The organism is Streptomyces sp. NBC_00670 (assembly GCF_036226765.1).
GTDB lineage: Bacteria > Actinomycetota > Actinomycetes > Streptomycetales > Streptomycetaceae > Streptomyces.
The window spans coordinates 2,288,729-2,302,692 of record NZ_CP109017.1 but is presented as its reverse complement, the minus strand read 5'-3'; the positions used below and the strand labels follow the sequence as shown (position 1 = coordinate 2,302,692).

General features: G+C 71.2%; 10 protein-coding genes. 2 read left to right on the top strand and 8 right to left on the bottom strand.

Annotated elements, in window-relative coordinates; genetic code table 11:
- Positions 1-30: 30 nt before the first annotated feature.
- Positions 31-2,145 carry an MMPL family transporter gene (locus OIE12_RS10260; RefSeq protein ID WP_329133971.1) on the bottom strand — a complete coding sequence of 705 codons (2,115 nt, stop codon included), beginning with the start codon at positions 2,143-2,145 and terminating at the stop codon, positions 31-33.
- A 394-nt stretch (positions 2,146-2,539) separates the two neighbouring features.
- Positions 2,540-3,346 (bottom strand): oxidoreductase, encoded by an 807-nt coding sequence (locus OIE12_RS10255; RefSeq protein WP_329133969.1) that lies wholly within the window; start codon positions 3,344-3,346, stop codon positions 2,540-2,542.
- A gap of 90 nt (positions 3,347-3,436) precedes the next feature.
- Between OIE12_RS10255 and OIE12_RS10250 the strand changes: the two genes are divergently transcribed.
- Together OIE12_RS10250 and OIE12_RS10245 are read left to right on the top strand one after the other, a co-directional pair.
- Positions 3,437-3,961 (top strand): MarR family winged helix-turn-helix transcriptional regulator, encoded by a 525-nt coding sequence (locus OIE12_RS10250; protein ID WP_329133967.1) that lies wholly within the window; start codon positions 3,437-3,439, stop codon positions 3,959-3,961.
- A 70-nt stretch (positions 3,962-4,031) separates the two neighbouring features.
- Positions 4,032-4,490 carry an RrF2 family transcriptional regulator gene (locus OIE12_RS10245; RefSeq protein WP_329133965.1) on the top strand — a complete coding sequence of 153 codons (459 nt, stop codon included), beginning with the start codon at positions 4,032-4,034 and terminating at the stop codon, positions 4,488-4,490.
- Between the two features lie 31 nt (positions 4,491-4,521).
- On the opposite strand, the gene OIE12_RS10240 is transcribed toward OIE12_RS10245, so the two are convergent.
- The 6 genes from OIE12_RS10240 to chvE all read right to left on the bottom strand — a co-directional run bounded on the left by OIE12_RS10240 (position 4,522) and on the right by chvE (position 13,903).
- Positions 4,522-6,117: a substrate-binding domain-containing protein gene (locus OIE12_RS10240; protein ID WP_329133963.1), complete on the bottom strand. Its 1,596-nt coding sequence runs from the start codon at positions 6,115-6,117 to the stop codon at positions 4,522-4,524.
- Positions 6,118-6,724: 607 nt separating this feature from the next.
- Positions 6,725-8,488, bottom strand: a complete 1,764-nt coding sequence (locus OIE12_RS10235; RefSeq protein WP_329133960.1) for a pyridoxal phosphate-dependent aminotransferase — start codon at positions 8,486-8,488, stop codon at positions 6,725-6,727.
- Positions 8,489-8,658: 170 nt separating this feature from the next.
- The gene (locus OIE12_RS10230) at positions 8,659-9,888 is read right to left on the bottom strand and encodes an aldose epimerase family protein (protein WP_329133958.1); all 1,230 of its coding nucleotides are present in this window, start codon (positions 9,886-9,888) and stop codon (positions 8,659-8,661) included.
- 58 nt (positions 9,889-9,946) lie between these two features.
- Complete coding sequence (mmsB, locus tag OIE12_RS10225) at positions 9,947-11,191, bottom strand: multiple monosaccharide ABC transporter permease (RefSeq protein WP_329133956.1); 1,245 nt, start codon at positions 11,189-11,191, stop codon at positions 9,947-9,949.
- Positions 11,188-12,747 (bottom strand): multiple monosaccharide ABC transporter ATP-binding protein, encoded by a 1,560-nt coding sequence (gene mmsA, locus OIE12_RS10220; protein ID WP_329133954.1) that lies wholly within the window; start codon positions 12,745-12,747, stop codon positions 11,188-11,190. Before mmsA ends, mmsB begins: the two co-directional genes overlap by 4 nt.
- 43 nt (positions 12,748-12,790) lie before the next feature.
- Positions 12,791-13,903, bottom strand: a complete 1,113-nt coding sequence (gene chvE, locus OIE12_RS10215; RefSeq protein WP_329133952.1) for a multiple monosaccharide ABC transporter substrate-binding protein — start codon at positions 13,901-13,903, stop codon at positions 12,791-12,793.
- Positions 13,904-13,964 lie beyond the last annotated feature (61 nt).

Genomic DNA, 13,964 nt, shown 5'->3' with positions numbered 1-13,964 from the left:
CGGTCGGTCGGCTGTGGTGGGCCCGGCGGGTCAGGGCGTGCCGATCTGTTCCGGCTGCCGCGGCGGCTCGGTCGGTTCGGACGGCCCGGTGCCGGGCGCGGGTTCGCGGGAGAGGGCGCCCGGCCACCACATCCTCCGGCGCAGGGCGACGCTGGCACTGGTCACCAGGTACGTCCGTACGAGGAAGGTGTCGAGGAGTACGCCGACGGCGATCACGAAACCGAGTTCGACGAGTTCCACGAGCCCCATGTTCATCAGCACGGCGAAGGTCGCGGCGAGGACCAGGCCGGCCGAGGCGATGACGGCGCCCGTGCTCCGCAGGGCGGTGAGCGCGGCGGCGGCCGGTTCCGCGCCGGCCAGGGACTCCTCCCGCATCCGGTGCATGAGGAAGATGCCGTAGTCGACACCGAGGGCGACGAGGAACACGAAGGACAGCAGCCCGAGCCCCGGATCGGTTCCCCTGATGCCGAGGACCGGCTCGAAGACCAGCCCGCCGATCCCGAGGGCCGCGCCCCAGACCGCGACCACGGCGGTCACCAGGATGAGCGGTGCGACGAGGCTGCGCAGCAGGAGGAACAGGATGAGCAGCACCGAGACGAGGACCAGGGGTACGACGATCTTCGTGTCCCGGCTGTTGGTGTCCTCCAGGTCGATCTGCTCGGCGCTGTCCCCGCCGACGTAGGAGCCCTTCAGTTCGCTGCGCAGGGCCTTGATGGTGGCGGTCTCTCCCGCCGACTGGGGGGTGTCCTTCGCGAGGACGGAGATCTCGGTCCAGCCGCCTCCGGTACGGCCCTTCTCGGCGCTCTCGACCCCCCGGGTGTCCCGGATCGCCGCGAGGGTCCGGTCGACACGGTCCGCCGGGGTGATCACGTCGATGGGCTGGGTGCCGCGCTCGGGGTAGGCCCGGGCGAGGGTCTCCATGGCGGTGACGGCCTCGGGCTTGGTGACGAAGGAATCCTCCTGCTTGACCGGTCCGGGCAGGTTGAGCGTGCCGAGGGCGAGCGCGCCGAGCAGGACGGCTCCGGTCGCGAGCACGGTCAGCGGCCTGCGCTTGGCCGAGTCGCCCATCGCGGCGAAGAGGCTCCGCCGCCGCGTGGGTTCGCTGCCGTAGGCCGGTACGAGCGGCCAGAAGACCCGCCGCCCGAGCAGTACGAGAAGGGCGGGGAGCAGTGTCAGCATCGCGACCAGCGCGCACAGCACGCCGACCGTGCCGATCGGGCCCATGCCGCGGCTGCTGTTGAGGTCGGCGGCGAGCAGACACAGCAGCCCGGCGGCGACGGTGCCGGAGGAGGCGAGCACGGCGGGACCGCAGCCGCGCAGGGCGGCGACCATGGCCTCGTACGGGCGCTCGATGCGCCGCAGTTCCTCCCGGTAGCGGGAGATGAGGAGCAGTGCGTAGTCGGTGCCCGCGCCGAACACGAGGATCGTCATCACGCCGGCGCTCTGGCCCGTGACGGTGGTACCGAAGGCCTGGTTGAGCCCGTACACGGCGCCCATCGACAGGAAGTCGGCGACGCCGGCGACGACGAGCGGCACGAGCCACAGCACCGGGCTGCGGTAGATCAGGATCAGCAGGAGGGCGACGACGGCGACGGTGGTGTAGAGCAGGGGGCCGCCGAGTGAGTCGTAGACCTTCCCGGCGTCGGTGCCGAGCGCGGCGGTGCCGCCCACCTCGACGCTCAGCCCGTCCTGGCCGCGGGCGATGCCCCGGACCTCCTCGACGAGCGCGTCCCGCAGCTTCTCGTCGCTCCCGGGCTCGTTGCTGACGACGGGGTACATGAGGGTCGTACCGTCGTCGGACGGAACGCCCTTGGGCTTCCCGCCGACCAGCTCGTGCGCTCCGGCGATCTCCTCGACCTGCCCGGCCGCCACCCGCCGGTCGGCGGCCCTCAGCCCGCCGTCCCGGTGATACACGAGCACCATCTCGGTGCTCTCGCCCCCGGGCAGCGCGTCCTGTATCCGGGCCACCTGGGTCGAGCCGGCGCCGGCGGGCAGATAGTCGGTGGCCCGGTCGTGCTGCACCTGGCCGAGCTTCCCCGCGAACGGGCCCACCAGCGCGAGCGCGGCCACCCACAGCCCGAGCAGCACCCAGGGCACGGCCCGCCTGCGTCCCACGCCCTTCGTGATTGTCTTCCCGACCCTCATGAGCAGATCTCCCTCGCTACGGCGACTACCGCTTGCTCAGCCTTTTCAGCTGTCAGCCTTCCGGCACGGGGAGGGGATTGCGTCGGACGGGAGGGGGAGCCCGCGGGTACTGCCCGGGGTGGCGGGGGGCGCGGATTACTCCCCCGGGAGTAAGGAAGGGAGCGGGGGGCGGACCTGGGCACACGACCAGGCCCGCCCCTGCTCCCTCCAGCGTTCTCTCCTCACGCGGTCTGCCCAACGGCGCTGTTCGCGGACCGCGGCCGCGATCCCGGCGCTCATCCGCGGCGCGGACGCGGCCGAGGGTGGTTCCCGGTTTGAGGGTGTTGGCCGGGCTCCTACGGGTGCTTCGGGGGACCGGCGTCGGATGACGCGGAAGAGGTCCGCGGCCGCCCGTTCAGAGCGTGGGCAGGATTCCTCCGTCGACCGGGACGGTGATGCCGGTGAGGTAGGACGCGCGGGGTGAGGCGAGGAAGGCGATGAGTTCCGCCGCCTCCTCGGGCCGGCCGGGGCGGCCGAGCGGGGCGGCGAGGCGCTGGTGGAACTCCGTGCGGATCTCCTCCAGATCACGGCCGGTCCGCTCGGCGGCCTGCCGGAGGCTGGCCTCGACGGCGTCGGTCTCGACGACGCCCGGCATGACCGCGGTGACCCGCACCCCGTGCGGCCCGCAGGCGAGGGCGAGGCTCTTGCTGTACGAGTTGAGGGCGGCCTTGGCCGCCGCGTACGGCACGCCGTTGGGCTGCGGGTAGCGGGCGGCGTTCGAGGAGACGTGGACGACGGCTCCGCGCCCCTGCGCGACCATGTGCGGGACGAGCACGCGGTCCACACGGACGACGGACAGCAGGTTGGTGTCGAGGTTGGCCAGCCAGTCGTCGTCGGACGCGGCGAGGACGCCGTCCGGTACCTGGGTGTTGCGCCCGGCGTTGTCGACGAGCACGTCGACGCCGCCCAGGTGCTCCAGCGCGGCCCGCGCCGCCGCCTCGGCACCCTCCCCCGTGCTCAGATCGCCCGTCACCAGCCGTACGCCGGCCGGTACGTCGGCCTCCCGCCGGGCGACGGCGACCACCCGGGCCCCCGCGGCGGCCAGCCGCCGCACGGTGGCCGCACCGATGCCGCGGGTGCCGCCGGTGACGACCGCGCGGGCCCCGCGCAGGCCCAGGCCGGCGGTCGGGTCCGAGAGCGGCGGGGAAGCGGTGGTGGGCATGGCACTCCCAAGTTCGATACAGGTGCAGGGATCGTTTACGTTCTTCATTCATGTAGCAATCTACACGATCCCGCCTAGTAGAGTGTCGGGGTGACCAAGGCATCCCCCATCACCACGCCGGCGCCGTCGCCCACCGCACGGCGCGACGAGCCCAGGAACAGCCCGGGGCTGATGCTCGCCCTGCTCGGGCACGAGGCGATGCGGCGGTTGCGGGACGCGCACACCGCCCACGGGCTCACCCCCCGGCAGTTCCACATCCTCGGGCTCCTGCACGACCGCGGCCCGCTCGCGCAGACGGAGTTGGCGGCCGAGACCGACACGGCGGCCAGCGTCCTGGTCACCCAGCTCAACCCGCTGGAGGCCGAGGGCCTGGTGACCCGCACCCGGGACGCGCACGACCGCCGTCGCCACGTGGTGGTGCTCACGGCGGACGGCACACAGCGGCTGCGCGCCGCGACGGCGGCGCAGCACGAGGTGGAGGACGGCCTCTTCCGGTCGCTGGGGGACTCCCAGCGCGCCGAGCTGACGCACCTGCTGATGCGCGTACGCGACGACCTCACCGACGGCGAGGAGCACTGCGCCACGCCGTCCTCGCTCGACCGGACGTCGCGCTGAGCCCCCCGGGGCGGAGAGGCCGCGCCCGCCGGTGGTCACCGCGGGGCGCGTTCGGCACCACAATGGACGCATGAGGATCTCGGCGCGGGCGGACTACGCGGTACGGGCTGTGGTGGAGCTGGCGGTGCGCCAGGGCGACGGGCCGGTGAAGGCCGAGGCGGTCGCCGAGGTGCAGGACATCTCGCACAAGTTCCTGGAGGGCATCCTCGGCGATCTGCGCCGGGGCGGCCTCGTCGCCAGCCAGCGCGGCGGCAACGGCGGCTACCGGCTGGCGCGGGAGGCGGACACGATCACCGTCGCCGACATCATCCGCGCCGTCGACGGCCCCATCGTCTCCGTACGCGGGGAACGGCCGACCCAGCTGAAGTACACCGGCCCCGCCGAGCCGCTGCTCCCGCTCTGGATCGCCCTGCGTGCCAACGTCCGCCAGGTCCTGGAGGGCGTGACGGTCGCCGACCTGGCCACCGGCGCCCTGCCCGGCCCGGTACGGCACCTGGTGGAGGACCCGGCGGCCTGGCAGAACCCCTGAGCCGCGGTCCGCGGTCCCGCGGCCGCACCGGCTACGCGGACGGACGGCACAGCAGCGGCCTCGCCAGTTCCGCGCAGGGGCGGTCGCCGTGGGAGCGGATGATGTCCTGGCCGACCTGCTGGGAGAGGTAGCGCAGGAAGCCGGCGGCGAGGGAGTCGGCGGGCGGTTCGCCGTAGGTGTACGCGTACTCCGTCTGCCAGTACGGGTACGCGCCCTTCTCGACGCCGTCCAGGGTCGCCGGGTAGCCGTCGATCCGCACCGGGACGACGCCCTCGCGCCCGGCGACGTTGCCGGCCTCGCTGTGGCCGAGGGCACCGGGGGTGCGGGCCACCGTGTCGAGCAGGACGTCCGTCCTGCCGACCTCGCAGCGGCCCGGCCTGTCGCGCTCCAGGGCCGTGCAGTCGCTCGTGGTCGTCGCCGGGAGCTTCTTCCCGCCGAGGACCTTCCGCTCCAGCGTGGTGCGGGTGCCGGAGTCGGGGTAGCGGCTGACCAGGTGGATGGGGACGTCCTTGCCGTGCACCTCGTTCCAGTTGGTGATCCTCCCGGCGTAGATGTCCCTGATCTGCTCCAGGGTGAGGTCCTGGACGCCGGCGTCCTCGCTGACGACCAGGGTGAACAGGGAGAGCGCGACGGGACGGGGGAGCAGCCGGGGGTAGCCGGCGGGCTTGGCGCCGTCGCTGAACGTCAGCCGGTCGCCGAGCCCCTTGCCGTCACCGTCCGCGGGACTCGCCCGGTCGCCGGCGTCCGCCAGGGCGCGCAGGCCGGGGCCGCTGCCGCCGAAGTCGCTGTCGGAGGTGGAGATGTGCGCGCCGGGGCACGTCTTCGCGTACTGCTTCGCCGCCTCCTTCAGCACCGGCGCGAACGCGGTGGAGCCGGAGAGGGTGAGTCGGCCGCGCGCGCAGTCCAGCGGCGCCGCCCGGACGTCGTCGTCGCGGGAGAAGGTGAGCAGCGACTGCACCGCTCCCACCAGGGCCAGCACGACGAGCAGGGCGATGACGGGGCGGGAGGCGAAGGGGTGGTACTCGGTCTTCTTGATGGTCCCGCCGCGCACTCCGCCGACGACGCTCGCGACGACCTCCGGATCCGGGAACGCCTCGCCCGGGACGCCCCGTTCGCGTTCCAGGACCGCCAGCACCTTGTAGTGGTCGCGGCGGTTCAGCTTCACCTTCGGCAGTTCGATCAGGCCGTCGGTGACGCCGAAACCGGGGACGGTGCCGGGGACGAAGCCGTGGTTGCCGGTGCCCGGGGTGAAGAAGCCGCGCAGTTCGTCGCGGCTGAGTTCGGTCACCACCATGCCGGCGACGCGGCGGCCCCGGCAGCGGATGCGGATGCCCATGGGGCCCTCGGCGGGGGCGAGGTAGTCGTCCTCGACGATCGGGGCCCAGCCGCTGTTCTCGATGCGCAGCAGGACGAACGACGGGTCGCGGAGGGGGGCGCCGTCGGTGCCACGCAGTTGCTGGAGGACGCCGGCGTACGGGGTGGCCGCGGCGTCGCCGGCGGTCGTGTCCATCTGGACGCGGTAGCCGAGGCGTTTGCGGCCGGCGAGGACGAACTCCCACAGGGCGGCTGCGACGGGGACGGTGAGGCCGAGTACGGCGAAGACGGACTCCCAGGGAAAGCCGTTCACGGCCGGCTCCCGAATGGCTGGAGGGACGGTGGGGGGCCATCGTGGCCGTGGGGGGCGGGGGAGTGCGAGGGTTGTACGGGAATCACACGATGAGTTCACCGTGGTGACAGCGGCAAAACCCGTGCGTTCACCGGGTGTTGGGGTGAACGGGAGGTTCCCCTTCGCCGGGGCCTCCGGGTGGGGTGGGGAGCGCGTGACGACCTGCGGTCGGCGCGGGGGCACGTGACGACCTGCGGTCGGCTTTGGCACGCGGGGTTGTGGCGCGGGCTCCTTCGTGGGGCTGTGCCTCGGGGCCCTTTTCCTCGCCCCCGCCGCCCCTACCCTTCCCGTCCCCCAGGGGCTCCGCCCCTTCGACCCCGGGGGTGCGCCCTCCGGGCGGGGCGCGGGAGGGGCCGGGGGGTTCGGTCGCACCGGCGGCCGCGGGCGCGTCGTGGTCACCCGCGCAGTTCCCCGCGCCCCTCAAAGGCCCCTGCGGGGCCTCTCAGGAGCGCGGGGCTGTGTCGATGTGCGGCTGCGCCGCGTGGGCGCGATCAGCCACAAGTCCACCCGCAGTCGCCGAACAAGCCCGCCCCCCGAGTTCTGCCGCGCACGCATGCCCGGCCGGAGGTCAACCCGCCTGGTACATGGCTCCGGCCGGGGGCCAGCCTCCCGTTTCGGGGGGTGGGTCCGGCTGCGTGCGGCCGCGGACCTGCGCCGCCGTCAGACCACCCGCCGCCGGCATACCCCGCCGGTTCTCCACCGGCGGCACCCCGTTGCCGGGGACGGATTGCAGCCCGGGTCCACCCGGCTGCGCCGGCATCCCCGGCAGTCCGGCACCCGGGCCCCAGCCCACGGTCCCCGCCGGCATGGACGCCGGAGCGGGCGCCGGCATCGGCGCGGAGACCGGCGTGGGCGCGGAGACCGGCGGGGGTCCGGAGACCGGCGGGGGTCCGGAGACCGGTGTGGGTGCCCCGCCGTAGACCGCCCCCGGCACCACCCCCGGTGCCGGCGCCGGCACCGACGGCGTGCCCAGTCCCACTGCGGCCACCATCGCCCCGAGCCCCGGCGCGGGCGCCACGGCCGCCGGGGCGGGTACCTGGGCTGGGGGCGGCGCAGCCGCCGGAGCGGGCCCGGGCACCGCACCCGGCGCCGGTGCCGACCCCGGCGCGAGGGGCATCGCGGAGGCCTGGGCCGCAAGGCCCCGTATGCCCGCGCCGTTCGTTTCGTTGACCAGGCGGTCCACCGCCGCCGTGCCCGAGCTGTAACCCGCGTGCGGGGTCGCGCCGTAGAGGACCTGCTCCAGGCCCGTCACCAGGCGGCGTACGTCCACCTGGGGGCGTACCACGAGCCGCAGGAAGCGGCTGGAGGAGCCGATCTTGTTGCCGCACTCGCGGACCAGGATCCGGTGGCCGGTGAGCAGCCGGTCGCGCACGACCGTGCCCTCCGCCCCCACCGGCAGCCGGACGAAGAGGAAGTTGCCCTGGGACGGGTACACCGTGAGCCCCGGCAGCCGGGCGAGCTGCCCGGCCATGTCCACGCGGTCCTGCCGCACCTGCCGCAGGCTCGCCGCGTACTCCGCCCCGTGCCGCTTCAGCATGAACACCACGTGCTCGGCGAAGGAGTTGAGGTTCCACTTCGGCAGCATCGAGCGGACCCTGCCCGCGAGCGCCGGGTTGGCCACGAGGTAGCCGAACCGGATGCCGTGCAGCCCGAAGTTCTTGCCGAGGCTGCGCAGCACGATCACGTTGGGCCGCAGCATGGCGTCCTGGACGGTGCTCGGCTCCTCCTCCGCGTCGGAGAACTCCAGGAACGACTCGTCGATGACGATGAGGTCGAGGTCGGCCATGGCGTCCATGAAGTCGACCAGCGCCTGCCGGGGCAGGAACCCGCCGTCGGGGTTGTTCGGGTTGCAGACGACGGCGACCCGGGACCCGCGCTTGCGCAGGAACTCGGCGTATGTGCCGAGGTCGAGGGCGAAGCCGCCGGACTCCTGGAGCGGGAACATGTCGACCCGCTTGCCCGTCTCCATCGGCTGGTCGGTCCACCGCCCGAACGTCGGCACGGGCACGGCGAGGGACTCGGTGACCAGCAGATGATCGATCCAGGTGATCAGCTCGGTCGAGCCGTTGCCCATCGCGACGCATTGCGCGGGGAGTTGGAGCAGCTCGCACAGCTCGGCGGTGATGGTGTCGGCGCTGCTCGGGTAATACGTGATGATCTCGCGCAGCCGGCCGGCCAGTTCGTCGAACATGGCGGGGGTGGGGAAGTAGGGGTTGCACGGGATGCAGAAGTCCACCGGCCCGGGGCCGTCGCCGCCCTCGCGCGTCAGCGCGGCCATCGAGGGGCTGTGCGCCGCGGTGCCGCGGAACAACGAGGTGACGTTGTCGGCCATGAAGCCTTCGAACCTCCGTATGGGAACGGGCGCCGGCGGGCCCGTCACGTTTGGGCGGCCCGTGCGGGGGAGCACGGGCCGCCCAGTCATACGGATGCGGGGGCGCCCTCGTTCAAACGCCGGACGGCGCCCCGCGGCTCACCTCGGCCGCCCGCCGGAGCCCGTCCGGCTCACCGCCCCGCGCCGAACGAGTGGACCGTCGTCGTACGGTACGTCTGCCCCGGCCGCAGCACCGTCGAGGGGAAGGACGGCTGGTTGGGGGAGTCGGGGAAGTGCTGGGTCTCCAGGGCGAGCGCGTCGCCCTGCCGGTAGGTGCGCCCGGAGGTGCCCACCAGCGTGCCGTCGAGGAAGTTGCCGGAGTAGAACTGCACGCCGGGCTGGTCGGTGGCGATCCGCAGGGTGCGCCCGGAGGACGGGTCGCGCAGCGTCGCCACGTGCTCGGGCTCCTCGGTGACGCCCTTGTCGAGAACCCAGTTGTGGTCGTAGCCCTTGGCGGTGACCTGCTGGGGGTGGCCGGCGCGCAGATCGCGGCCGATCGCCTTGGCCCGCCGGAAGTCGAACGGCGTGCCGGAGACGCGCGCCAGTTCGCCGGTGGGGATGAGGCCCGCGTCGGTGGGGGTGTACCGGCTCGCGGCCAGGGTGAGTTCGTGGTCGTAGATGTCGCCGCTGCCCTCGCCGGCGAGGTTGTAGTACGTGTGGTTGGTGAGGTTGACGACGGTGGCCTTGTCCGTGGTGGCCGCGTAGTCGATGCGCCAGTCGCCGTGCCGGTTCAGGGTGTAGGTGACCTGGACCTTCAGCGTGCCGGGGAAGCCCTCCTCGCCGTCGGCGCTGGTGTAGTGCAGGCGCAGTCCGACGTCCGCGCCCCGGGTGAACGGCTCGACGTCCCAGACGCGCTTGTCGAAGCCCTTGGCGCCGCCGTGCAGGGTGTTCTCGCCGTCGTTGACGGAGAGCTGGTACGTCGTGCCGTCGAGGGTGAAGCGCCCCTTGGCGATGCGGTTGCCGTAGCGGCCGATGGTGGCGCCGAAGTACGGGCTGCTCGCCACGTAGTCGCCGAGGTCGTCGAAGCCGAGGGAGACGTTGGCGTGGCGGCCGTGGCGGTCGGGGATCTCCAGCGACTGGACGATGCCGCCGTAGCTGAGGACCTTCATCCTCGTCGCGCCGTTCTCCAGCGACCAGCGGTACACCTTGGTGCCGTCGGCCAGCGTGCCGAAGAGCTCCTTCACGGGCTTCCTGCCTCTCGAGGACGACGGCGCGGACGACGACGAGGCCGGGGACGAGGCCGACGACGAGGCCGGGGTCGACGCCTTGTCCGCCGCCGAGGCACGGGCGGTGCCGGCGGTCGCGGCGGTGAGGCCCGCGGCCGCGGCGGTCGCGAGGACGGTACGTCTGCTCATGTCCATGTGCGGCTCCTGCCAAAAGAAGCGGGCCCCGCCGTGGTGGCGGGGCCCGAGCGGAGACTTAAGAACCGGACTTGCGCTTGTTCCACACGTCGAAGCCGACGGCCGCCAGCAGTACCAGGCCCTTGATGACCTGCTGCCAGTCGGTGCCGATGCCGACGAGGTTCATACCGTTGTTCAGCACACCCAGGACCAGGCCACCGATGATCGCGCCGAGGACCGTGCCGACGCCACCGCTCATCGACGCGCCGCCGATGAACGAGGCCGCGATGGCCTCCAGCTCGAAGTTGAGGCCGGCCTTGGGCGAGGCCGCGTTGAAGCGGGCGGCGAAGACCAGCCCCGCCAGGGCCGCGAGCATGCCCATGTTCAGGAAGACCAGGAAGACGACCTTCTTGTCCTTCACGCCCGACAGCTTGGCCGCGGGCAGGTTGCCGCCGATCGCGTAGATGTGCCGGCCGATGATCGCGTTGCGCATCAGATAGCCGAAGCCGACCACCAGCACACCGAGGATGATCAGCACCACCGGGGCGCCCTTGTAGCTGGCGAGCAGCAGCGTGACGACGAGGACGGCGGCGACCAGCGCGACCAGCTTCGTCAGGAACATCTTGGTGGGCAGCACGTCGAGCGCGAACTCCTGCTGCCGCTTGCGGTCGCGGATCTCCTGGTAGACGACGAAGGCGATGACCGCGAGACCGAGCAGGACGGTGAGGTTGTGGTAGTTGGTGTTCGGCCCGACCTCCGGCAGGAAGCCGTTGGCGGTCTTCTGGAGCCCCTCGGGGAAGGGACCGAGGGTCTGCCCCTTGAGGACGATCTCGGTCAGACCGCGGAACAGCAGCATCCCGGCGAGGGTGACGATGAAGGACGGTATGCCGAGATAGGCGATGAAGAAGCCCTGCAACGAGCCCGCGGCGGCGCCGAGGACCAGGCACAGCACCACGGCCAGCGGCCAGGGCACGTCGTGCCTGACCATGAGCACGGCCGCCGCCGCGCCCACGAACGCCGTCAGCGAGCCGACCGACAGGTCGATGTGACCGGCGATGATCACCAGCATCATGCCGATCGCGAGGATCAGGATGTAGCTGTTCTGCAGCACCAGGTTGGAGACGTTGCGCGGCAGCAGCAGGTCGCCGCCGGTCCACGCCTCGAAGAGAATGACGATCAGGCCGAGCGCGATCAGCATGCCGTACTGGCGCATGTTGCGCCGCATGCCGTCCAGGAGCAGCTTCAGCAGGCCGTCGCCCGCGCCCGAGCCGCCCTTGCCCGGCGGCGCGGCCGCCGGGGTCTTCGCGGTGACATCCGTGCTCATCGGGTTACCTCTTTGTCCTTCTCGTCCTTCGTCATCCGGCGCATCAGCACTTCCTGGGTGGCCTCGGCCCGCGGGACCTCGCCGGTCAGCCGGCCGGCGGCCATGGTGTAGATGCGGTCGCACATGCCGAGCAGCTCGGGCAGCTCGGAGGAGATGAAGACGACCGCCTTGCCCTGGGCCGCCAACTGGTCGATGACCGTGTAGATCTCGTACTTCGCGCCGACGTCGATGCCGCGCGTCGGCTCGTCCAGGATCAGCACGTCCGGGCCCGCGAAGATCCACTTGCTGAGGACGACCTTCTGCTGGTTGCCGCCCGACAGCTTGCCCACCGGCTCGAAGACGGTGGGCGCCTTGATGTTCATCGACGTGCGGAAGCCCTCGGAGACCTGGCGCTCCCCGTGCTCGTCCACCAGACCCCGCTTGGAGACCTTCCCCAGGGCGCTGAGCGAGATGTTGCGGTTGATGGTGTCGATGAGGTTGAGGCCGTAGTGCTTGCGGTCCTCGGTGACGTAGGCGATGCCGTGCGCGACCGCCTCGGGGACGGTCTTGGTACGGATCTCCTTGCCGTCCTTGAGGACCGTGCCGGTCGCGTGCCGGCCGTAGGTGCGGCCGAAGACGCTCATCGCCAGCTCGGTGCGGCCGGCGCCCATCAGCCCGGCGATGCCGACGATCTCCCCGCGCCGCACATGGATCGACACGTCGTCGACCACCTTGCGCTGCTGGTCGATCGGGTGGTGCACGGTCCAGTTGCGGATCTCGAAGGCGGGCGCGGCCCCCTCCTCCGGTTGGTGGGGGGTGCGCTCGGGGAACCGGTGGTCGAGGTCGCGGCCGACCATGCCGCTGATGATCCGGTCCTCGGTGGTCTCCGCCGCCTTCACGTCGAGGGTCTCGATGGAACGCCCGTCGCGCAGGATGGTCACCGAGTCGGCGACCCGGCGGATCTCGTTGAGCTTGTGGGAGATGATGATCGAGGTGATGCCCTGCTTCTTCAGCTCCAGGATGAGATCGAGGAGCTTGCCGCTGTCCTCGTCGTTCAGCGCCGCCGTCGGCTCGTCCAGGATGAGCAGCTTCACCTTCTTGGAGAGCGCCTTGGCGATCTCCACGAGCTGCTGCTTGCCCACGCCGATGTCGGCGACCCGGGTGTCCGGGTGGTCCGACAGTCCGACGCGGCGCAGCAGTTCGGTGCCGTGCTTGAGGGTCTCGCCCCAGCTGATGAACCCGCGGGTGGCGTGCTCGTTGCCGAGGAAGATGTTCTCCGCGAGGGAGAGGTAGGGCACCAGCGCCAGCTCCTGGTGGATGATCACGATGCCGTGCTGCTCGCTCGCCCGGATGTCCTTGAAGCGGCAGACCTCTCCCTCGAAGAGGATCTCGCCCTCGTAGCTTCCGTGCGGGTGGACGCCGGAGAGCACCTTCATCAGGGTGGACTTTCCGGCGCCGTTCTCCCCGCAGATGGCGTGGACCTCACCCGGACGCACCGTCAGGGTGACGTCGGAGAGCGCCTTCACACCGGGAAAGGTCTTGACGATCGAGCGCATTTCCAGGACGGGTCCCGCCATGGTCGTGCCTTTCAATCCGTAGGGATCCCTGGGGACGGGCGGGTTACTTCAGTTCGTCCGCGGTGTAGTAGCCGCCGCCGACCAGGACCTTCTCGTAGTTGCTCTTGTTGACGCTCACCGGCTGGAGCAGGTAGGCGGGCACGACCTTGACGCCGTTGTTGTACGACTTGGTGTCGTTGACCTCGGGCTTCTTGTCGTGCAGCGAGTCGTCCACCATGTCCGCGGTGACCTTGGCGAGCTTGCGCGAGTCCTTGTAGATGGTCATGGACTGCTCACCGGCGATGATCGACTTCACCGAGGCGACCTCGGCGTCCTGACCGGTGACGACCGGCAGCGGCTTGTCCTTGGAGCCGTAGTCGTCGGACTTCAGCGAGGACAGGATGCCGATGGAGATGCCGTCGTACGGGGAGAGGACCGCGTCGACCCTGCGGTGCTTGTACGAGGAGGTCAGGATGTCGTCCATGCGCTTCTGCGCGGTGCCGCCGTCCCAGCGCAGGGTGGTGACCTGGTTGAGCGCGGTCTGCTTGGACTGGACCACCAGCTGCTTCTTGTCGATGTACGGCTGGAGCACGCTCATCGCGCCGTTGAAGAAGTACCGGGTGTTGTTGTCGTCGTTGGAGCCGGCGAACAGCTCGATGTTGAACGGGCCCTTCTTCGAACCGTCCTTCAGGCCCAGCTTCTCCAGGATGTAGTCGCCCTGGAGCCGGCCGACCTTCTCGTTGTCGAAGGAGGCGTAGTAGTCGACGTTCTTGGTGCCGAGGATGAGCCGGTCGTAGGAGATGACCGGGATGTCCGCGTCGGCGGCCTGCTGGAGCACGTTGTTCAGCGACTTGTTGTCGATCGCCGCGATGACGAGGGCCTTGACGCCCTGCGTGATGAGGTTCTCGATCTGCGAGACCTGCTGGTCCGGGTCGTCCTCGCCGTAGACCAGCTTGGTCTTGTAGCCCTTGGCCTCCATCTCCTTGACGACGTACTTGCCGTCGTAGATCCAGCGCTCGGAGGACTTGGTCGGCATCGCGATGCCGATGGTCCCGCCCTTGCTGTCGCCCTTGTCCTCCTTGCTGCCGCCCTCACTGTTCTGGCCGCAGGCGGTCAGGGTCAGGGCGAGGGTGGCGACCGAGGCGATCGCGGCTACTGCGGCTCTGCGAGTGGTCATGTTGAACATCCTTGGCGTCAGGCTCAGTTGGACGTGGACCGGTCCTCCGGTGCGCGGTGCG

Excerpts from the sequence above, each read along its gene's own strand:
- OIE12_RS10260 (WP_329133971.1), bottom strand. The coding sequence starts at position 2,145 with ATGAGGGTCGGGAAGACAATCACGAAGGGCGTGGGACGCAGGCGGGCC.
- OIE12_RS10255 (WP_329133969.1), bottom strand. The coding sequence starts at position 3,346 with ATGCCCACCACCGCTTCCCCGCCGCTCTCGGACCCGACCGCCGGCCTG.
- OIE12_RS10245 (WP_329133965.1), top strand. The coding sequence starts at position 4,032 with ATGAGGATCTCGGCGCGGGCGGACTACGCGGTACGGGCTGTGGTGGAG.
- OIE12_RS10235 (WP_329133960.1), bottom strand. The coding sequence starts at position 8,488 with ATGGCCGACAACGTCACCTCGTTGTTCCGCGGCACCGCGGCGCACAGC.
- OIE12_RS10230 (WP_329133958.1), bottom strand. The coding sequence starts at position 9,888 with ATGGACATGAGCAGACGTACCGTCCTCGCGACCGCCGCGGCCGCGGGC.
- mmsB (WP_329133956.1), bottom strand. The coding sequence starts at position 11,191 with ATGAGCACGGATGTCACCGCGAAGACCCCGGCGGCCGCGCCGCCGGGC.
- mmsA (WP_329133954.1), bottom strand. The coding sequence starts at position 12,747 with ATGGCGGGACCCGTCCTGGAAATGCGCTCGATCGTCAAGACCTTTCCC.
- chvE (WP_329133952.1), bottom strand. The coding sequence starts at position 13,903 with ATGACCACTCGCAGAGCCGCAGTAGCCGCGATCGCCTCGGTCGCCACC.